The sequence below is a fragment of the Streptomyces sp. NBC_00273 genome (assembly GCF_036178145.1).
Classification (GTDB): domain Bacteria; phylum Actinomycetota; class Actinomycetes; order Streptomycetales; family Streptomycetaceae; genus Streptomyces.
The window spans coordinates 2,274,228-2,293,223 of sequence record NZ_CP108067.1 but is presented as its reverse complement, the minus strand read 5'-3'; the positions used below and the strand labels follow the sequence as shown (position 1 = coordinate 2,293,223).

Annotated in this window: 20 protein-coding genes; 15 read left to right on the top strand and 5 right to left on the bottom strand. The window is 72.2% G+C overall.

What is annotated here, in order from left to right:
- Positions 1-59 precede the first annotated feature (59 nt).
- The 7 genes from OG386_RS09675 (at position 60) to OG386_RS09645 (ending at position 7,726) form a co-directional block, all read left to right on the top strand.
- Positions 60-968, top strand: a complete 909-nt coding sequence (locus OG386_RS09675) for a LysR family transcriptional regulator ArgP (RefSeq protein ID WP_328793205.1) — start codon at positions 60-62, stop codon at positions 966-968.
- Between the two features lie 56 nt (positions 969-1,024).
- Complete coding sequence (locus OG386_RS09670) at positions 1,025-1,417, top strand: TOBE domain-containing protein (protein ID WP_109777334.1); 393 nt, start codon at positions 1,025-1,027, stop codon at positions 1,415-1,417.
- A gap of 103 nt (positions 1,418-1,520) precedes the next feature.
- The gene (gene corA, locus OG386_RS09665) at positions 1,521-2,603 is read left to right on the top strand and encodes a magnesium/cobalt transporter CorA (protein WP_328787759.1); all 1,083 of its coding nucleotides are present in this window, start codon (positions 1,521-1,523) and stop codon (positions 2,601-2,603) included.
- 130 nt (positions 2,604-2,733) lie between these two features.
- Positions 2,734-3,549, top strand: a complete 816-nt coding sequence (locus tag OG386_RS09660) for a chitosanase (protein WP_328793204.1) — start codon at positions 2,734-2,736, stop codon at positions 3,547-3,549.
- 414 nt (positions 3,550-3,963) lie between these two features.
- On the top strand, positions 3,964-4,317 hold the full coding sequence (locus OG386_RS09655) for a DUF805 domain-containing protein (protein ID WP_328787758.1): 354 nt from the start codon (positions 3,964-3,966) through the stop codon (positions 4,315-4,317).
- Between the two features lie 223 nt (positions 4,318-4,540).
- Positions 4,541-6,760 (top strand): NADP-dependent isocitrate dehydrogenase, encoded by a 2,220-nt coding sequence (locus OG386_RS09650; RefSeq protein WP_328787757.1) that lies wholly within the window; start codon positions 4,541-4,543, stop codon positions 6,758-6,760.
- Between the two features lie 189 nt (positions 6,761-6,949).
- Positions 6,950-7,726 carry a hypothetical protein gene (locus OG386_RS09645; protein ID WP_328787756.1) on the top strand — a complete coding sequence of 259 codons (777 nt, stop codon included), beginning with the start codon at positions 6,950-6,952 and terminating at the stop codon, positions 7,724-7,726.
- Here OG386_RS09645 and OG386_RS09640 read toward each other — a convergent pair.
- On the bottom strand, positions 7,707-8,417 hold the full coding sequence (locus OG386_RS09640) for an SUMF1/EgtB/PvdO family nonheme iron enzyme (RefSeq protein ID WP_405789512.1): 711 nt from the start codon (positions 8,415-8,417) through the stop codon (positions 7,707-7,709). The two genes, OG386_RS09645 and OG386_RS09640, sit on opposite strands and share 20 nt — an antisense overlap.
- 54 nt (positions 8,418-8,471) lie before the next feature.
- A complete protein-coding gene (locus OG386_RS09635) occupies positions 8,472-8,885 on the bottom strand; it encodes a hypothetical protein (RefSeq protein WP_328787755.1) in 414 nt (137 codons plus the stop codon).
- Positions 8,886-9,406: 521 nt separating this feature from the next.
- Here OG386_RS09635 and OG386_RS09630 point away from each other — a divergent pair.
- Together OG386_RS09630 and OG386_RS09625 are read left to right on the top strand one after the other, a co-directional pair.
- Complete coding sequence (locus OG386_RS09630; protein WP_328787754.1) at positions 9,407-11,020, top strand: glycoside hydrolase family 71 protein; 1,614 nt, start codon at positions 9,407-9,409, stop codon at positions 11,018-11,020.
- A 49-nt stretch (positions 11,021-11,069) separates the two neighbouring features.
- Complete coding sequence (locus OG386_RS09625; RefSeq protein WP_328787753.1) at positions 11,070-11,777, top strand: hypothetical protein; 708 nt, start codon at positions 11,070-11,072, stop codon at positions 11,775-11,777.
- On the opposite strand, the gene OG386_RS09620 is transcribed toward OG386_RS09625, so the two are convergent.
- Positions 11,774-12,118: a YybH family protein gene (locus tag OG386_RS09620; protein ID WP_328793202.1), complete on the bottom strand. Its 345-nt coding sequence runs from the start codon at positions 12,116-12,118 to the stop codon at positions 11,774-11,776. The two genes, OG386_RS09625 and OG386_RS09620, sit on opposite strands and share 4 nt — an antisense overlap.
- Before the next feature lie 123 nt (positions 12,119-12,241).
- Here OG386_RS09620 and OG386_RS09615 point away from each other — a divergent pair, with 123 nt between their 5' ends.
- A complete protein-coding gene (locus OG386_RS09615) occupies positions 12,242-13,261 on the top strand; it encodes a LysR family transcriptional regulator (protein ID WP_328787752.1) in 1,020 nt (339 codons plus the stop codon).
- The gene (locus OG386_RS09610) at positions 13,258-14,418 is read left to right on the top strand and encodes an aminotransferase class V-fold PLP-dependent enzyme (protein ID WP_328787751.1); all 1,161 of its coding nucleotides are present in this window, start codon (positions 13,258-13,260) and stop codon (positions 14,416-14,418) included. The genes OG386_RS09615 and OG386_RS09610 overlap by 4 nt, the downstream gene beginning before the upstream one ends.
- Here the strand turns inward: OG386_RS09610 and cobF are convergent.
- The gene (gene cobF, locus OG386_RS09605; RefSeq protein ID WP_328787750.1) at positions 14,405-15,157 is read right to left on the bottom strand and encodes a precorrin-6A synthase (deacetylating); all 753 of its coding nucleotides are present in this window, start codon (positions 15,155-15,157) and stop codon (positions 14,405-14,407) included. The genes OG386_RS09610 and cobF overlap by 14 nt on opposite strands.
- An 18-nt stretch (positions 15,158-15,175) precedes the next feature.
- Here cobF and OG386_RS09600 point away from each other — a divergent pair, with 18 nt between their 5' ends.
- The 4 genes from OG386_RS09600 to OG386_RS09585 are packed head-to-tail and all read left to right on the top strand — an operon-like array spanning position 15,176 to position 18,465.
- On the top strand, positions 15,176-15,931 hold the full coding sequence (locus OG386_RS09600; protein ID WP_328787749.1) for a (Fe-S)-binding protein: 756 nt from the start codon (positions 15,176-15,178) through the stop codon (positions 15,929-15,931).
- A complete protein-coding gene (locus OG386_RS09595) occupies positions 15,928-17,439 on the top strand; it encodes a lactate utilization protein B (protein WP_443053158.1) in 1,512 nt (503 codons plus the stop codon). Before OG386_RS09600 ends, OG386_RS09595 begins: the two co-directional genes overlap by 4 nt.
- Entirely contained in the window at positions 17,436-18,068 is a 633-nt protein-coding gene (locus OG386_RS09590) for a LutC/YkgG family protein (RefSeq protein WP_328787748.1), read from the top strand. Before OG386_RS09595 ends, OG386_RS09590 begins: the two co-directional genes overlap by 4 nt.
- A 4-nt stretch (positions 18,069-18,072) precedes the next feature.
- Positions 18,073-18,465: a VOC family protein gene (locus OG386_RS09585; RefSeq protein ID WP_328787747.1), complete on the top strand. Its 393-nt coding sequence runs from the start codon at positions 18,073-18,075 to the stop codon at positions 18,463-18,465.
- Here OG386_RS09585 and OG386_RS09580 read toward each other — a convergent pair.
- Entirely contained in the window at positions 18,462-18,935 is a 474-nt protein-coding gene (locus tag OG386_RS09580) for a DUF309 domain-containing protein (RefSeq protein WP_328787746.1), read from the bottom strand. The two genes, OG386_RS09585 and OG386_RS09580, sit on opposite strands and share 4 nt — an antisense overlap.
- Between the last annotated feature and the right edge of the window lie 61 nt (positions 18,936-18,996).

Sequence of the window (18,996 nt, the reverse complement as noted above, 5' to 3'; positions counted from 1 at the left end):
GTAGGCAGCCGGATCGGTTCAGTACAGCTAAAGATTTTTACGTACCATTAGCGCTCGTGATGGACGAGCTTCCGCTGGACCAGGTACGCACGCTGCTCGCCGTGGTGGACGAGGGCACCTTCGACGCGGCGGCGGCCGCCCTGCACGTGACCCCCTCCGCCGTCAGCCAACGGGTCAAGGCGCTGGAGCAGCGGACCGGGCGGGTGCTGCTGATGCGGACGAAGCCGGTGCGGGCGACCGAATCCGGGGAGGTGGTGGTCCGCTTCGCCCGGCAGTTGGCCCGCCTGGAGCGCGACGCGCGTGCGGAGCTGGGCATGGCCGACGGGATGGGCCCGGTGCGGCTGCCGATCGCGGTGAACGCGGACTCCCTCGCGACCTGGTTCCTGCCCGCGCTCGCACGGGTGCCGCAGGATCCACCGGTCTCCATCGAGCTCCACCGCGAGGACGAGTCCCACACGACGGCGCTGCTGCGGGAGGGGCAGGTGATGGCGGCGGTGACCTCCTCGCCCGACCCGGTGGCCGGGTGCAGCGTACGGATGCTGGGACTGGTCCGGTACCTGCCGACGGCGAGCCCGGCGTTCGCGGCCCGGTACCTGACGGGGGAGCCGGAGCGGGACCTGCGCGAGGCGCCGACGATCGTCTTCGACCGGAAGGACGACCTCCAGGACGCCTTCGTCCGGGCGCTGACGGGGGACCCGGCGGCTGGTGCGGGGTCGGTACGGCACTACATACCGACGTCGGAGGGGTTCCGTGACGCGGTGGTTGCGGGGCTCGGGTGGGGTCTGGTGCCGGAGCAGCAGTCGAGACCGCTGGTGCGGACGGGGCAGCTGGTGCTGCTGGAGCCGTTGCGGCCGATGGACGTCCCCCTGTACTGGCAGCAGTGGAGGCTCGACTCGCCCGCTCTGTCGATGGTCGCGGAAGTGATCGCGGCGGCGGCCCGGGAGTCGCTCCGGCCCCCGGCGCCCTGACCGGTCCGGGCTCGCGGTCCGGCCCGACCGCCAAGACACCCCCTAAGCTGCGACCCATGGAGTCCTACACGATCGGCCAGGCGGCCCGGTTGCTCGGCGTCAGCGTCGACACGGCCCGGCGCTGGGCGGATGCCGAGCGGTTCCCCACCCACCGCGAGGGCACGCGGCGGATGGTGGACGGGCCCGACCTGGCCGCCTTCTGCGTCCAGGCCGCGCAGGAGGGCGCCGAGGGCGAGGAGGCCCCGTACACCTCGGCCCGCAACGCCTTCCCCGGCATCGTCACCGGGGTGAAGCTGGGCACGGTCGACGCGCAGGTGGAGATCCAGGCCGGGCCGCACCGGATCGTGTCGCTGCTGACGCGGGAGGCGGTGGAGGAGCTCGGACTGGAGGTGGGCGCGCGGGCCACGGCACGGGTGAAGTCGACCAGCGTGTTCATCGACCGGGTCTGACGCGGGCGGCGGGTGCCGCCGGCGCGGTGAGCCCGGACGCGGGCGTTCCGGCGGCGATGGCAGACTGGCCGTTGATCCGCCGAAGGGGAGTACGCCGTTGTCCATGTTCAGCAACCTGCGCCGGGTCGTGCGGCGCAGCTACCGGCGGGCCGTCGACCTCAGCCACCCGGCCCGCTCCCCGCTCGGCAGTGCGGTGGTCAACTGCGTGGTCTACCGGGACGGCGTACGGCAGGAGGACTGTGCCGAGGTCGAGGAGGCGCTGCGCCGGGTCCGCAAGACCGGTGACGGCTTCGTCTGGATCGGCCTGCACGAGCCGACGCGGTCGGAGCTGGCCGGGCTGGCCGAGCTGTTCGGCCTGCACCCCCTCGCCGTCGAGGACGCCGTCAACGCGCACCAGCGACCCAAGGTGGAGCGCTACGACGACACGCTGTTCTCCGTCTTCAAGACCGTGCGCTACGTGGAGCACGAGGAGCTGACCGCGACCAGCGAGGTGGTGGAGACCGGCGAGCTGATGGCCTTCACCGGCCAGGACTTCATCATCACGATCCGGCACGGCGGCCGTGGCACGTTGGGCCCGGTTCGCGAGGAGCTGGAGCGCGCCCCGGACCAACTGGCCAACGGGCCCGCGGCCGTTCTGCACGCCATGGCCGACCACGTGGTCGACGACTACGTGGCCGTGACGGACGCGGTGCAGAACGACATCGACGCCGTCGAGACCGCGGTCTTCAGCGAAGACGGCGGCCGCGGCGACGCGGGGCGGATCTACCAGCTCAAGCGCGAACTCCTGGAACTGCGGCGGGCGGTGGCGCCGCTGGGCCGCCCGCTCCAGCAGCTGGCCACGCAGCCGATACCGGTCATCCCGCCGGAGACCCGCGCGTACTTCCGGAACGTGGCGGACCACCTGACCCGGGCCACGGAACAGATCGGCGCCTACGACAACCTCCTCGACTCCATCCTGCAGGCCCACTTGGCGCAGGTGACCGTCGCCCAGAACGAGGACATGCGCAAGATCACGGCATGGGCGGCGATCGTCGCCGTCCCCACCATGGTCTGCGGCGTGTACGGCATGAACTTCGACCACATGCCCGAACTGCACTGGACCTACGGCTACCCGCTGGTCCTCGGCGTCATGGTGCTCGCCTGCGTCGTCATCCACCGGGGCTTCAGGCGTAACGGCTGGCTCTGACCGGACGGGTCCATTCCTTGGGGTGCGCCTGGGTATTGAGCTGCCGTCAGCTCTGGTAGTAAAGTTTCCTAACGAAGCTGGGACGCCTCAACTACCAGATGGAGGCCTTGTGTTCACCCCCCGCCGCAAGATGCTGGCGATCGGAGCACTGCTCGGCAGTGCACTGATCGCCGCCCCCGTCGCCGCCCACGCCACCACGGCTCCCGCCCCCGCGGCGGAGACCGCGGCGGCAGCGGCCGTAGGACTCGACGATCCGGCGAAGAAGGAGATCGCCATGAAGATCGTCTCCAGTGCGGAGAACTCCTCGCTGGACTGGAAGGCCCAGTACAAGTACATCGAGGACATAGACGACGGCCGCGGTTATACGGCCGGCATCATCGGATTCTGTTCCGGCACCGGCGACATGCTCGACCTCGTCGAGTACTACACGCAGATCAAGCCGGGCAACGTCCTCGCCAAGTACCTCCCCGCCCTGCGCAAGGTCGACGGCAGCGACTCGCACGCCGGCCTCGATCCGAACTTCACCAAGGACTGGGCCAAGGCGGCTCAGGACGCCGACTTCCGCAAGGCCCAGGACCACGAGCGCGACCGGGTCTACTTCAACCCGTCCGTGAACCAGGGCAAGGCCGACGGGGTCGGCGTGCTCGGTCAGTTCATCTACTACGACGCCATCGTCATGCACGGCGACGGCGGCGACTCCACCAGCTTCCGCAACATCCGCAAGCGCGCCCTGTCCAAGGCCAAGCCCCCGTCCCAGGGCGGCAACGAGACCGCTTACCTCAATGCCTTCCTCGATGCCCGGGTCTGGGCGATGAAGCAGGAGGAGGCGCACAGCGACACCAGCCGGGTCGACACCGCGCAGCGGGTCTTCCTGAAGAAGGGCAATCTGAACCTCAATACGCCGCTCGACTGGAAGGTCTACGGGGACTCCTTCCACATCGGCTGACGGCCGCCCCGCCGTTGCGACCCGGGTCGGAATATCACCTTCTGTCCCGGGCCGCGACGGCTCAGGCTGCGGTGAGGTAACGATCCGTGAGTGGATCAAGCCAGGTTCCGCGGGGCGGGCGCGTGAACACGTCGGACATTGAGGGCTTTTCGCCGCCCCCGGGCGACTCGGCACTCCCGAGCGGGACCCCTGCCCTTCCTGAACACGGGCCATTTCGCCACGCCTTGTGCTCAAAGGTGATCCGTGGGGCTCAAGTAACGCCAGATACCACCGCGTTTGGCCGGAGAAGCGAAGGAAAGTTCCCATTCCGGCCGGTTGTGAAGTGGCTTGACCGCGACGTAAGGGGGGCATAAGTTCTGCCCCGGCTTGCTCCAGCAGGACGGGCCCGAACGATCGTCCTCTGGGGGGACCCTCATGAACCACTACACCGATGTCCTGAAGAAGTACGCCGTCTTCTCCGGCCGCGCGCGCCGCCAGGAGTACTGGATGTTCTTCCTCTTCAACCTGGGTGCCGCGATCATCGTCGCGATCCTCGACGGCGTGCTGGGCACCTCCCCGCTGCTCTACAGCCTCTACGCGCTCGCCATCCTCCTGCCGGCCCTGGGTGTCACCATCCGCCGCCTGCACGACACCGGCAAGTCCGGCTGGTGGATCTTCATCAACCTGGTGCCCCTCGTCGGCTTCATCTGGTTCATCGTCCTCCTGGCCACCGCCGGTCAGACGCAGCCGAACGAGTACGGCGCGGACCCGAAGGCCTACGCCGCCTGATCTGCCGTACGGGCCTGATCGAGGCCTGAACGCCTGAGCGCCGCCCCCGGCCGGGAACAGTCGGGGGCGGCGCTTTCGCCATTTCCGGGGCCCGCCGGAGCCCGCGTGACACGCGTCTCCCGGACTGGCGGCAGGGGGCTGTCCAGAGCGGCCCGATCACGAGATATCTTGATGTCGAGCAATGTTGCAGACGAGAGACGCAGACTGTGGAGCGGAGCATCCGGTGACTGACTCGACCATCATCTACACGCACACTGACGAGGCCCCGGCCCTCGCGACGTATTCCTTCCTGCCTGTGATCCAGGCGTACGCGTCGACGGCCGGTGTGAATGTCGAGACCCGTGACATCTCCCTGGCCGGTCGGATCATCGCCGTCTTCCCGGAGTACCTCCAGGAGAGCCAGCGGATCGCCGACGCCCTCGCCGAGCTCGGCGAGCTGGCGAAGACCCCGGAAGCCAACATCATCAAGCTTCCGAACATCTCGGCCTCGATCCCGCAGCTGAAGGCCGCGGTCGCCGAGCTCCAGGGCCAGGGCTACGCCCTCCCGGACTACCCGGACGACCCGAAGACCGACGAGGAGCGCGACATCCGCGCCCGCTACGACAAGGTCAAGGGCAGCGCCGTCAACCCGGTCCTGCGCGAGGGCAACTCCGACCGCCGCGCCCCCGCCTCGGTCAAGAACTACGCCAAGACGCACCCGCACCGCATGGGCGCCTGGACCACCGAGTCGAAGACGAACGTCGCCACCATGGGCGAGAACGACTTCCGCTCCACCGAGAAGTCCACCGTCATCGCCGAGGCCGGCACCCTGCGCATCGAGCACGTCGCCGCCGACGGCGCCACCACCGTGCTGCGCGAGTCCGTACCGGTCCTCGCCGGTGAGGTCGTGGACGCGTCCGTCCTGCACGTCGACGCGCTGCGCACCTTCCTGAACGACCAGATCGAGCGTGCCAAGGCCGAGGACGTGCTGTTCTCCGTGCACCTCAAGGCCACGATGATGAAGGTCTCCGACCCGATCATCTTCGGCCACGTGGTCCGCGCCTTCCTCCCGAAGACCTTCGCCCGCTACGGCGAGACCCTGGCCGCCGCCGGCCTGTCGCCCAACGACGGCCTCGGCGCCGTCCTGAACGGCCTGGGCGCGCTGCCCGACGGCGACGCGATCAAGGCCTCGATCGACGCCGAGATCGCCGAGGGCCCGGCCCTCGCGATGGTCGACTCCGACAAGGGCATCACCAACCTGCACGTGCCGTCCGACGTCATCGTCGACGCCTCGATGCCGGCCATGATCCGCACCTCCGGCCACATGTGGGGCCCGGACGGCGCCGAGGCCGACACCCTCGCCGTCCTCCCGGACAGCAGCTACGCCGGCGTCTACCAGGTCGTCGTCGACGACTGCCGCACCCACGGCGCCTTCGACCCGTCCACCATGGGCTCGGTCCCGAACGTCGGTCTCATGGCGCAGAAGGCCGAGGAGTACGGCAGCCACGACAAGACCTTCGAGATCGCCACCGCGGGCACCGTCCGCCTGGTCGACGCCGCGGGCAACACGGTCCTGGAGCAGGAGGTCGCCGCCGGTGACATCTTCCGCGCCTGCCAGACCAAGGACCTGCCGATCCAGGACTGGGTCAAGCTCGCCGTCACCCGCGCCCGCGCCACCGGCGTCCCGGCCGTCTTCTGGCTGGACGAGAACCGCGCCCACGACGCGCAGCTGATCGCCAAGGTCAAGACGTACCTCGCCGAGCACGACACCGAGGGCCTGACCATCAAGATCCTCTCCCCGGTCGAGGCCACCGCCTTCTCCCTGGAGCGCATCCGCCGCGGCGAGGACACCATCTCGGTGACCGGCAACGTGCTGCGCGACTACCTGACCGACCTCTTCCCCATCCTGGAGCTGGGCACCAGCGCCAAGATGCTGTCGGTCGTCCCGCTGATGAACGGCGGCGGCCTCTTCGAGACGGGCGCCGGCGGCTCCGCCCCGAAGCACGTCCAGCAGCTGGTCAAGGAGAACTACCTGCGCTGGGACAGCCTGGGCGAGTTCTTCGCGCTGGCCGCCAGCTTCGAGCACCTCGCGACCACCACCGGCAACGCCCGCGCCCAGGTGCTGGCCGACACCCTGGACCGCGCGACCGGCACCTTCCTCAACGAGGACAAGTCGCCGAGCCGCAAGCTGGGCGGCATCGACAACCGCGGCAGCCACTTCTACCTCGCCACCTACTGGGCGCAGGAGCTGGCCAAGCAGACCGACGACGCCGAGCTGGCCAAGGCCTTCGAGCCGGTCGCCAAGACCCTGTCGGAGCAGGAGGAGACCATCGTCGCCGAGCTCGTCGCGGTGCAGGGCTCCCCGGCCGACATCGGCGGCTACTACCAGCCCGACGCCACGAAGGCCGCGGCGATCATGCGCCCGTCCGCGACCCTCAACGAGGCGCTCGCCCTCCTGGGCTGATGTCGACAGCCGTACCACCGCGTCCCTGACGACGTGATCCGCTCCGCCCCGGCCGGCCCCGTGCCCGGCCGGGGCGGAGCCGTATCCGGGGCTGCACCGCCAGGGACTCCTGGCCGCGCAGTGGGCCCTGCGCTAGCGTTCGGGGTCGGTGCCGCCGGGGGGCTTCACCGCATACGCTCTGGGGGTTCTGTGGCACGTCGTTCCGACACGTCCTGCGGCGGCATCGGCTGCCTGGGACTCCTGCTCGTGCTGTTCGTCCTGCCCACCGTCGGCTACCTGCTGGCGGTGCCGGTGGCGCTGCCCGATCTGCTGGCCGAGCAGTCACCGCCGCAGCAGCTGCAGGGCTTCGGCCAGTACCTCATCGTCTACGCCATTCCGGCCGTCGTGGCCCTGCTGCTGGCCCTGTTCGCGTCGCGCCGCCGGACCGGCGCCCGGTGGCTGGTCCCGGCCCGGGCGGCGGCCCTGCTCGCGCTCGTCGCCGCGGCGCTGTGGTGGACGCAGAGCAAGGTCGGGGAGTACCCGGTGTGGAACGTCCGGGCCACGGCCGAGAGCATGGCCGCCGGACTGGTGGCGCTCGCCTTCGTCGTGGCGGTCCGCCGGTGGGACGCCTCCCGCGGCGACACGCGCACCGCCGTCCGCACCCACCGGCCGGCGCCGGGAGAGATCTGGCTGGCCATGGTCCCGCTGCGGGAGGACCCGGCGCGGCAGTTGCGGCACTACTGCGTGGTGCTGGCCGTCCATCCCGGCCACGCGGAGGTCGCCCAGATCACCACCAAGGACAAGGACGGGCGCACCGACCACATCCGGATGCCCAACGACGGCTGGGACAGGGCCTCCGGCCGCGCGCACTGGGTGGAGTTCGGCCGTCCGCCGCGCCGGGTCGAATACGGGATGTTCCTCAAGTCCCGGCCGCAGGGGCGCTGCCCGGCCCCGGTGTGGCGCCAGCTCAGCCGGCAGCTCGGCTGATCCCGGCGGCCCCGCCCACGGGTAGGTCCGCGGCCACCCGGAAGCCGATGCTCCCGGCGGAACCGTCCGGGGTGTTGCGGGTGCGCGCCGCGACCCGGTAGCGGTTGCAGTACGAGTCGTGGCACATGTGCCGCCCGCCGGGGCGCAGCTCGTCGCCCCACGGGTAGCGCTTCTGCTCCAGCCCGCCGCGCGCCGCGAACTCCCACTCCGCCTCCGTGAACAGCCGGGTCCCGGACCAGGCGCAGTACGCCCGGGGGGTCCCGGCCACCGCGGGTGAGACGGTCGCGAGCGCGTCGGTGAGGAAGCCCGCGAAGATGAAGCTGAAGCCGAAGGACTCCGCCTCCGTGACGTGGCCGGTGGCCTTCACGAAGGACGCGAACTGGGCGTTGGTGACGGCGGTCGGGGCGATGCGGAACGCCCCGACCACCTCCTGACGTACCGGACCCTCACCGTCCGCAGGGAACCCGTCCGGGTCCTCCGTCCCCATCAGGAACCGTCCGCCCGCGAGGGTGAGGAGGTCGCGTACTGCCCGTGCCGCCGCCGGGGTCCACAGCAGGATCCACCGCCGGGGCCCCCACGGGCGCGGGCTCCGCCCGGGGGTTCGCAGCGGTGCTCGTGCACCACCGAACCCGCAGGCCAGACCCTGGAACCGGGGTGCGGCAGCCCCGTGGCAGGGCTGTGGCGGCTCCATGGCGGCGCTGTGCCGCGCACGCAACGGGGGCTGGGCGTGGCTGGAGCCCTCGGATCAGAGCCGGTGGATCCGCTCCTGCTCGAAGGCCAGCGGGGACCGCCCGGCCGCCAGGATCCGCAGCCCCGGCGCCACGGTCAGCAGGTTCCGCAGCCAGGCCAGGGCGTCCGGGCCGAGCTGCTCCGCGCCGTCCAGGACGAGCAGCATGTCCCGTTCGGCCAGCCACGAGGCGGTGTTCACCGTCCCGCAGGCCGGTGCGGGCATACCAGGTACGCAGCCCAGTTCGGCCGTCAACTCACGGACTCCGTAGCCACCGTGCTGCGGGTTCATGGCGACGACGGCCACCCCGTCGTAGAAGTTGGACGCGATCCGCCGCGCGATCTCCCGTACCAGCAGGCTCCGCGGCTCGCGGAAGGCTCCCGCCACGGTCAGGACGCGCCCCCGCCGCACGGCGGTGAGCAGCCGGGACATTTCGGCGGACGTCGCCGGCAGCGTTCCGGATAACCCTTTTTCCCTCATCGACCCGGCTTCCCCCATGGCCCCGGATTCCCTCATCGGCACGATGCCCCCCATTGCATGCGTGACCAAGTGCGGCAAGAGGGTTTTTTCGAGCCGCGTGACGACGATTATGCGCCACTTGCGCCGTAAGGCTAGGGGAATGTCGCATTCCGACGAATGCGTTCGCTGCGCCCCAGGTGGGGACTCCGTCCGGGTCGCCGGACGGGCGGCGTAGTTCCCGTGGTCCGTGTGACGTACGCACCCGAACTCCGGCTCCTGGGAACGGTTGTCCGGAAGCCGGGATTGGGCTCTACTGCTGTGCAGCCCCTCGTAGGGGCATATTCGCGGGAGGAACCAGAATGACAGCGGACCGGCGAACGGACCGGCGAGCACAGCATCGTGCCGGAAGGCGGGCACCGCGCCCGGGCCGGGCGGCCGGACCCGTGTCGCACCGGCGCCGGCCGGCCTTCCGCGGCCGCAGGTCGCTACTCGCCATGCTGCTCTCCGGCTTCCTCCTGGTCGGTGTCTGCGCGGCCACCGGAATCGCCTGGGACCCCCGCGACGCGGGTTCCGTACAGGACGCCTCGGCTCCCGGCGGGGGCCCGCCGGCGGCCACCGCGACCGGCAGCGCTCCCGTCACACCCGGCGAGGCCACGCCCTCGCCCACCGGGCCCCCGGCGCCCACCGAGGGCGCGGCCGCCAAGGGCAACCCCAAGGAGGCGGTGGACTCCGGGGCCGAACGCCCCACCGGAGCCCTGCCCTTCGACATGCCCCAGCCGGCGGCCCTGCGCTCCGGCGGGGCGGGCAAGAAGTTGGTCTTCGCCCACTACTTCACCCCCTACCCCCTCTCCCTCGACAACGCGGCCGCGGACCGGGACTACTACACCCGCAACTACCTGAACCCCGACGGCGAGAACGGGAAGCACGACCGCTACGGCGGCCTGCTGCGCGACCGGCCGCTGCCCGTGACCCCGAAGAGCGGCGACTGGGAGTACGCCAACCTCCAGCAGGAGGTGCGCACGGCCCGCGCGGCGGGCATCGACGGCTTCACCCTCGACCTGCTCTCCCTCTCCGGCAAGAACTGGGACCGCTGCAACCTGCTGATGGCGGCCGCCCGTTCGGTGGACCCGGCCTTCAAGATCATGCTGATGCCGGACATGACCTCGCTGAAGACCGACGACCCCGCGGTGCTCGCCGAGGCGATCGCCACGCTCGCCGACGCCTCCGCCGCGCACCGGCTCCCCGACGGCCGCCTCGTGGTCTCCCCCTTCAAGGCGGAGGAGAAGAGCGTGGCCTGGTGGACCGAGGTCATCGCCCGCCTGAAGTCCGAGCACGGCATCCGCACCGCCTTCGTCCCGCTCTTCCTCGACTTCGGCGCCCACAGCGGCGAGTTCGCCCCGATCAGCCACGGCTTCTCCGAGTGGGGCAGCCGCAGCTACGTCGGCCAGGAGAGCTCCACGCGCGACGTCCAGCGGGCCCACGACATGGGCAAGATCTGGATGCAGCCCGTGTCGGTCCAGGACGCGCGCCCCAACCAGGGCATCTACGACGAGGCGGGCAACACCGCGACCCTGCGCTCGACCTGGACGCACGCCATCGAGGACGGCGCCGACTGGGTGCAGCTCACCACCTGGAACGACTACTCGGAGGGGAGCCAGTTCGCCCCCTCCCTGCACAACGGCTACGCGTACCTGGACCTGACCTCGTACTACCTGACCAGGTTCAAGACGGGCGACTGGCCGAAAATCGTCCGGGACACCCTCTACCTCTCCGCGCGCACGCAGTTCGCTGACGCCGACCCGACGGGCGACCAGTCGCTGGTGATGTCGCTCCGCAAGGGGAGCGCCCCGCCCCGGGACAAGGTGGAGGTGCTCAGCTTCCTCACCGGGGCCGCAGCCGTCCGGACGGCCGTCGGCGCCGCGGACGGCCGTCACGAGGCCCCCGCCGGGATCCACTCGCAGCTGCTGCCGCTGAAGCCGGGCACCAGCTCGGCACAGGTCGTCCGGGACGGGAAGGCCGGCGTGAAGGTCGACCTGCCGTACCGGGTGGACCACAAGGTGGAGGTGCAGGACCTCCAGTACTACGCGGCCACCAGCGGACGCGACTGACCCCTAGGCCCTGTGTTGACGACGGTGCTCCTGCCGCACCTGGCAGCAGGTGGGGCCGATCCGTCCCGTACGGTCGGCCCGTGATGATCGAAGCGGGCAGACCGCGCAGCAGACGCTGTCGCTGAACGGCGTCGGGGAACACCTCGCCGGCCCACTGGCCGATCCCGACGACGGCGGTGTGATCGCCGCGTTCGGTGCGCTGCTGCCGGAGGGCGAGTACCTCCCGCTGCTGCTGCGGGTGGAACCCCGCCGGGTCGTCCCCGGCGGGGACGGCGACTACTTCGGCGGCGAGCAGGTGGGCACCTGGGGGCTCGACCAGTTCTGGGGCCTCCCGGAGTACCCGCACACGCCGTACTACCGCACCTTCGATACCGCGGTCGACGCGTCCGCCCACCTCTACGAGTTCGTCGTGCCCATGGTGCCCCCGACGTGGAACGACCGGGAGCGCGTCGCGGAGTACGTCGATCTGATGGAGCGGGGAACGGTCCCGACGGCCGTGGCGGTCTCGACCCTCGACGTGTGCGAGCCCGCGATCGGGCCGGGGACCGACCACTACCGGCACTGGGGCCTGACGCACTTCCTGCTCGACGGCCACCACGAACTGGAGGCCGCGGCCACGGCCGGCCGCCCGGTGCAGCTCCTTTCGCTCCTGGCCCTGGGCGAGGGCCTGGCCGAATCCGGAGACTGCGCCCGACTGCCCGACCTGCGCGCGCAACCCCGCTCGGCCCGGTCGGCCCGCTCCGCGCGCTCGGCCTAGCCGGCCGGAGGGGCGAATTCGGGCTGGTCGAGCAGGCGCAGCCAGCTGCCGTCGTGCTGGCGCCGGACGACCTGCGCGCGGGCGCCGGAGCCGTCCTTCGGCGGGGTCGAGGTGAGGGCGATGTCACCGCTGACCAGCGTCGGCAGCGGCTCCTCGGGTTCGAACACCGGGCGGTGGGCCAGCACCTGCTCCCACAGGGCCTGGATGGCCTTGCGGCCCACGGTCCGCTCCCCGGGCGGGTACGCCATCACCGCGTCCTCCTCGTAGAGCGCGGCGACCCCGGCCGCGTCGCCGGCGTTGGAACGCTCGACGAACAGGCGGGTGATGTCCTCGGGGTGCATCGCCTTCTCGTACACGACTTCCTCCACGGGTCGTTCCCTCCACTGCGCTTCGTACCTCCAGGCTGACCCGACCCGCATCAGAAGTCCAACAGATGGATCTTCTGGTAACTAGAATCTCCAGTCATGGAACTGAGGCAGCTCGCATACTTCGTCGCCGTCGCCGAAGAACAGAACTTCACCCGGGCGGCCGAGCGGGTACACATCAGCCAGTCCGGGGTCAGCGCCCAGATCCGCCGGCTGGAGCGGGAACTGGGCGCCGAGCTGTTCGACCGCGCGGCCCGCACCGCCACCCTCACCCCCGCCGGAGCGGCCGCGCTCGCACCCGCCCGGGCCGCGCTCGCCGCCGCCGAGGCGGTCGGCCAGGCGGTGGGGGACGTGGCGGGCGTCATCCGGGGCCGACTCACGGTCGGCATGGTCGTCGGCTGCACCGTCACCCCGCTGTTCGACGCCCTCGCCGCCTTCCACCGGGCCCATCCCGGCGTGGAGATCGCCCTGTTGGAGGACGACTCCGACCGGCTCGTCCAGGCGGTCCGCGCCGGTACCGTCGACGTGGCGCTCATCGGGGCGGCGACCGCCGCCCCGGCCGGGCTGGAGGCCCTGACGATCGTCAGCGAGCGGCTCGTCATCGCCGTCCCGCCCGGCCACCCGCTGGCGCACCGGCCCCGCGTCACCCTGCGCGACCTGGGCGACCATCCGGTGATCTGCATGCCCGCCGGCACCGGCCTGCGCGCGGTCTTCGACCAGGCCTGCGCCGCACAGGGCCTCCAGCCCGCCATCGCCCTGCAGGCCGGGGCCGCCGACGCGATGGCCGACCTCGCGGCGCGCGGGCTGGGCGTCGCCGTCCTCAGCGCATCCATGGCCGAGGCCTACCGCGACCGGCTCACCGCCCGCGTGATCGACGACATCGACATCCCGGCCCTGCTCTGCCTGGTCTGGCGCGCCGCGCCCGGCCCCGCTGCGCGCGAGCTGCTCGCGTACGGGCGCCGCGCCTTCGGCGGTGCCCATGGCCGTGCCCACGGCGGTGCCCACGGCCGTGCCCGCGCTGACGTCCCCCACGCGCCGCACGACGGCGGTCTACCGGAGCCGGCGGCGGCGGGAGATGATCCGAAGGACAGCCGCGCCGCATCCCCGGAGGAGCAGTGACCGAGCCGATACGTCCCGCCGGGTCCGCCCAGGAGTTCCCCGGCGGGCCCGCCCTGTTCCGCCTCGACCCCCGCGTCGCCCACCTGAACCACGGCTCCTTCGGCGCGGTGCCCGTCCCGGTCCAGGAGGCCCAGGCCGCGCTCCGCGCCGAGGTCCACGCCGACCCCGACGCCTTCTTCATCGCCGTCCCGGACCGCCTCGCCGAGGCCCGTACCCGGATCGCCGCACACCTCGGCGCCGACCCCGACGGCATCGCCTTCATCGCCAACGCCACCGAGGGCGCCAACCTCGCCCTGGACGCCGTCCCGCTCGCCGACGGCGACGAGGTCCTGGTCACCGACCACGGCTACGGCACCGTCGTCGCGGCCGCCGCCCGCCGCGCCCCGGTCACCACCGTGGCCCTGGACCCGCACCTGCCCGACGAGGACGCCGTGCGCGAGACGGTGCTGGCCGCGCTGACACCCCGTACGAGGGTGGCCGTGCTCGACCACGTCAGCTCGCCCACCGCCCGCGTCATCGCCTCCCCCCGGCTCCTCGCCGACCTGCGCGAACGCGGGATCACCACCGTCGTCGACGGCGCCCACGCCCTGGGCATGCTGGCCGACCCCCTCGCGGGCGGCGCCGACTTCTGGTTCGGCAACCTCCACAAATGGGGCTATGCGCCCTCCGGCAGTGCGGTCCTGGCCGTCGCCCCGCACCACCGCCCCCGGATCAGGGCGCTCGTACCGTCCTGGGAGGACCAGCACGGATTCCCGCGTTCCGTCGAGAACCGCGCCACCGCCGACTACACCGGCTGGCTCGCCGCCCCCGAGGGGCTGGACCTCCTCGAACGCCTCGACGCGGCCAAGGTCCGGGCCCACAACAGCGTGCTGGCCGCCCACGGAGCGGCCCTGCTCGCCGAGCTCCCCGGCCTCACCCCGCTCCCGCACGACGAAGCCCTCGCCATGCGCACCCTGCGCCTGCCGCCCGGGGTCGCCGACACCCCGGAGCGGGCCCGCGAGCTGCGCGAACGGATCGCGGCCGAGCAGGGCATCCGGGTGCTGATCTGGCCCTGGCCGGGCGGCGGCGGCATCCGCGTCTGCGGCCAGATCTACAACCGGCCCGAGGAGTACGCACGCCTCGCCGCCGTCCTCCCGTCCTACCTCAGCCGCGCCTGAGCAGGTACGTGTCCATGATCCAGCCCTTGCGGGCGCGGGCCTCGGTGCGCAGCTCCTCGATCCGCCCGGCGACCTCCGCGAGCTTGCCCGAGACCAGGATCTCGTCCGGGGTGCCCACGTAGGCCCCCCAGTAGATGAAGAGGTCCTGGTCCAGGTGGGCGGTGAAGGCGTGCCGCGCGTCCAGCATCACCACCACGTCGTCCACGTCCTGCGGCCAGCCCTCCGCCAGCCGGCGGCCGGTGGTGATCTGGACCGGGCGCCCGACCCGGTTCAGGTTGGTCCGGTGCCGCGCCAGCAGCGCCGAGATGCTGCTGATGCCGGGCACGACCTCGTGCTCGAAGGCCACCCGGCCGCGCTCCTGCACCTCGTCGAGGATCGCGAGCGTGGAGTCGTAGAGGGAGGGATCGCCCCAGACCAGGAACGCCCCGGTCTCGCCGTCCGCCAGGTCCTCCGCGATGAAGCGCTCGAAGAGCTCGGCCCGCGCGCTGCGCCAGCCGTCCACCGTCGGGGCGTAGTCGGCGGGCGTCCGGTCCCGGTCCGGGTCGCGGCCCTCCACCAGCCGGTGGCCGGGACGGGCGTGCGCGTCGAGCATCGCGCGCCGCAGCCCGGTCAGATCCGCCTTCTCCTCGCCCTTCTCCAGGATGAGGAATGCGTCCGCCGCGCCGATCGCCCTGACCGCCTGGAGGGTCAGATGGTCCGGGTCGCCCGCGCCTATGCCGATCACTGAGAACTTCTTCACCGGGCTATTGTGCCCATCATGCGAGCCGCGCTGTTCGTCACCTGCGTCAATGACGCGCTCTACCCGGGAACCGGGATCGCCGTCGTACGCCTCCTGGAGCGGCTCGGGGTCGGCGTGGACTTCCCGAAGGCCCAGAGCTGCTGCGGGCAGCCGCAGTACAACACCGGCTACCGCCACGAGACCGAACCACTGGTGCGGCGTACCGCGCGGGCCTTCGCGGAACACGAGTACGTGGTCACCCCCTCCGGATCCTGCGCCGCGATGATCCGCGAGCACTACCCCCGCATCGGCCGGAAGGCGGCGGCCGAGGGGCGCGGCAACGAGCTCGCCGAGGCGGCCGCCACGCTCGCGCCGCGCGTGTACGAGCTGACCGAGTTCCTGGTCGACGTGCTCGGGGTGACCGACGTCGGCGCGTACTTCCCGCACACCGTCACCTACCACCCCTCCTGTCACGGCCTGCGCGGTCTGGGGCTCGGGGACCGGCCGCGACGGCTGCTGGCCGCGGTCAAGGGCCTGGACCTGGTCGAGCTGCCGGGCGCCGAGGAGTGCTGCGGCTTCGGCGGCACCTTCGCCCTCAAGAACCCGGACGTCTCGACCGCCATGGGCACCGACAAGATCACGGCGGCGGCCGGCACCGGCGCCCAGGTGCTGTGCGGCGCCGACAACTCCTGCCTCGCCCACCTGGACGGCCTGCTGCGCCGTGCGGACAGCCCGCTGCGGACCCTGCACCTCGCCGAGATCCTGGCCGCGACCGAGGAGGAACCGCTGTCGTGACCGGTACGTACCTGGGCATGCCCGCCTTCCCTGCCGTCCCCGACCTTCCCGCTTTCCCAGCCGCCGCGCGGGAGGCCGTACGGGACGAGGTGCTGCGCGCCAACCTCCGGCACGCCACGCACACCATCCGCGACAAACGGGCGCGGGCCGTCGCCGAACTCGCCGACTGGGACCGGCTGCGCGCCGCGGGCAAGGCCGTCAAGGACCACACCCTGCGCCATCTCGACCGCTACCTGCTGCAGTTGGAGGAAGCGGTCACGGCGGCCGGCGGCACCGTCCACTGGGCCGCCGACGCGGACGAGGCCAACCGGATCGTCACGGAGCTGGTCCGCGCGACCGGCGAGCGCGAGGTCGTCAAGGTCAAGTCCATGGCCACCCAGGAGATCGGGCTCAACGAGGCCCTGGAGGCCGCCGGGATCGCCGCGTACGAGACCGACCTCGCCGAACTCATCGTGCAGCTCGGTCACGACCGCCCCTCCCACATCCTGGTCCCGGCCATCCACCGCAACCGGGCCGAGATCCGCGACGTCTTCCGTGCCGAGATGGCCGGCTGGGGCCGGCCGGCGCCCGAACCGCTCGGCGACGACCCGCGGGAACTCGCCGAGGCGGCGCGCCTGCACCTGCGCGAGAAGTTCCTGCGCGCCAAGGTCGCCGTGTCCGGGGCCAACTTCATGGTGGCCGAGACCGGCACGATGGTCGTCCTGGAGTCCGAGGGGAACGGCCGGATGTGCCTGACCCTGCCCGAGACCCTGATCTCCGTCGTCGGCATCGAGAAGGTCGTCCCGACCTTCCGCGACCTGGAGATCTTCCTCCAGACCCTGCCGCGCTCCTCGACGGCCGAGCGGATGAACCCGTACACGACGATGTGGACCGGACTGGGCCCGTCAAGAGGGGCGGACGGCGACGGGCCCACCGCCTTCCACCTCGTCCTCCTCGACAACGGCCGTACCGACACCCTCGCCGACGAGACCGGCCGCCAGGCCCTGCGCTGCATCCGCTGCTCCGCCTGCCTCAACGTCTGCCCGGTCTACGAGCGCGCCGGCGGCCACGCCTACGGCTCCGTCTACCCTGGCCCCATCGGCGCGATCCTCAGCCCCCAACTCCGCGGCACCCGCAGCGCGATCGACGCCTCGCTGCCCTACGCGTCCACCCTGTGCGGGGCCTGCTACGAGGTCTGCCCGGTCGCCATCGACATCCCCGAAGTCCTCGTCCACCTCCGCGAACGGGTCGCCCAGGGCGGCCCGGTGACCCGCGCCGGCGTCCGCGTCACGCTCCGCCCCGCCGACGGCCACACCGCCGAACGGGCCGCCATGCGTGCCGCCCGGCTGCTCCTGGACCACCCGGGGGCCCTGCGCGCGGGGGAGCGCCTGCTGGCCAGGGCCCGACGGCTGGCCCCCCGCCGGCTCCCCGGAGCAGGGCGGGCCTGGACCGACAGCCGCGAACTGCCCACCGTGGCCGCGCAGTCCTTCCGTGACTGGTGGGACCGGGAACGGAGCAACCCGCGATGAGCAGCAAGGACCGCATCTTGGGCCGGATCCGCCGGGCGCTGCGCGACGACGCGCCCGCGGTGGCGATCCCCCGCGACTACCTCCCCGTCCACGGCGCCCGGACCCCGGCGGAGCGGGTGGACCTGCTCGCCGCCCACCTCGCCGAGTACCGGGCCCTGGTCCACCGCACGGACGAGGAGGCGCTGCCCGCGCTGCTGGCGCGGCTCCTGGGCGCGCGGGGCGCCCGGTCGGTGCTCGTCCCGACCGGCCTGCCCCCGCACTGGCTCCCGGCCGGCGGCCCCACCCGCGTACCCGACCGGGCGGCCTCCACCCCGTACGAGCTGGACCGGGTCGACAGCGTGGTCACCGGCTGCGCCCTGGCCATCGCCGAGACCGGCACGATCGTCCTCGACGCCGGTCCCGGCCAGGGCCGGCGGCGCATCACCCTGATCCCGGACCACCACATCTGCGTGGTCCGGGTCCCGGACCAGGTGGTGGACTCCGTCCCGCAGGCCCTGCCGCTCCTCGACCCGGCCCGCCCGCTGACGTGGATCTCCGGCCCCTCCGCCACCAGCGACATCGAACTCGACCGGGTGGAGGGCGTCCACGGCCCCCGCACCCTGGAAGTGGTCCTCGTGGGCACACAATGAGGGCATGCCCTCGCACATCGCCCTCACGGCCCTCCTCGTCAACGACTACGACGAGGCCATCGACTTCTACACCCGAGCCCTCGGCTTCGACCTCGCCGAGGACACCGCCCGCCCGGACGGCTCCCGCTGGGTCGTGGTCCGCCCGCCCGGCGCCACCGAATCCGCGCTCCTCCTGGCCCGGGCCAAGGACGAGGCCCAGCGCTCCCGGGTCGGAGACCAGACGGGCGGCCGCGTCGGCCACTTCCTGTACACCGACGACTTCGCGCGCGACCACGCCCGGATGACCGCCGAGGGCGTCCGCTTCCTGGAGGCGCCGCGCCACGAGCCGTACGGCTCCGTCGCCGTCTTCGAAGACCTGTACGGCAACCGCTGGGACCTCCTCCAGCCCGCCGCCTAGCGTCCCAGCCTCGGCGCCTCGCGCGCGGCATCGACGGCCGGGCCACCGTCCGCCACCCGGCCGGCCAGCTCCCCGGCCCACCGGACCAGGCCCGGCACGTCGACCCCGTACGGCCGCCCGTCCAGCCCCTCGATCCCGGCGGCCCCGCGCCGCAGCAGCCGGGCCCCGCCCACGGCGTTGCCGCGCGCGGCGTGCGTCAACCCGACGGCGAGCTGCGCGAGCCCCCGCCACAGCGGGGCCGCGGCCTCGGGACCGGACTTCCAGGCGTCCTCGAACACCTCGTGCGCATGGAACGGCATCCCGGCGTCCAACAGGCGCTGCGCCTCCCGCACGGTCTCCCCGGGGGAGCGCACCACCCCCTCGGGCTGCCGTTCCACTCCGGCCACTCCGTAGGCGAGCGGCCGCCCCAGCCCATCCCTGGGCCGCGCACTGCGCGCCCGCCCGTCGACGTCCCGATCCCGTGCGTTCACCACCCCATCCTCCCCCCCCTCACCGATTACCCGTGCATGCACACCCCTCGCCGTGGGGTAA

Bases quoted from the DNA above. Each gene is read 5' to 3' on its own strand.
- OG386_RS09660 (WP_328793204.1), top strand. From the start codon at position 2,734: ATGCTGGCGATCGGAGCACTGCTCGGCAGTGCACTGATCGCCGCCCCC.
- OG386_RS09600 (WP_328787749.1), top strand. From the start codon at position 15,176: ATGCGAGCCGCGCTGTTCGTCACCTGCGTCAATGACGCGCTCTACCCG.
- OG386_RS09635 (WP_328787755.1), bottom strand. From the start codon at position 8,885: ATGTCCCGGCTGCTCACCGCCGTGCGGCGGGGGCGCGTCCTGACCGTG.
- OG386_RS09640 (WP_405789512.1), bottom strand. From the start codon at position 8,417: ATGGAGCCGCCACAGCCCTGCCACGGGGCTGCCGCACCCCGGTTCCAG.
- OG386_RS09585 (WP_328787747.1), top strand. From the start codon at position 18,073: ATGCCCTCGCACATCGCCCTCACGGCCCTCCTCGTCAACGACTACGAC.
- OG386_RS09630 (WP_328787754.1), top strand. From the start codon at position 9,407: ATGCTGCTCTCCGGCTTCCTCCTGGTCGGTGTCTGCGCGGCCACCGGA.
- OG386_RS09590 (WP_328787748.1), top strand. From the start codon at position 17,436: ATGAGCAGCAAGGACCGCATCTTGGGCCGGATCCGCCGGGCGCTGCGC.
- corA (WP_328787759.1), top strand. From the start codon at position 1,521: ATGTTCAGCAACCTGCGCCGGGTCGTGCGGCGCAGCTACCGGCGGGCC.
- OG386_RS09655 (WP_328787758.1), top strand. From the start codon at position 3,964: ATGAACCACTACACCGATGTCCTGAAGAAGTACGCCGTCTTCTCCGGC.
- OG386_RS09670 (WP_109777334.1), top strand. From the start codon at position 1,025: ATGGAGTCCTACACGATCGGCCAGGCGGCCCGGTTGCTCGGCGTCAGC.
- OG386_RS09620 (WP_328793202.1), bottom strand. From the start codon at position 12,118: ATGCACCCCGAGGACATCACCCGCCTGTTCGTCGAGCGTTCCAACGCC.
- OG386_RS09615 (WP_328787752.1), top strand. From the start codon at position 12,242: ATGGAACTGAGGCAGCTCGCATACTTCGTCGCCGTCGCCGAAGAACAG.
- OG386_RS09675 (WP_328793205.1), top strand. From the start codon at position 60: ATGGACGAGCTTCCGCTGGACCAGGTACGCACGCTGCTCGCCGTGGTG.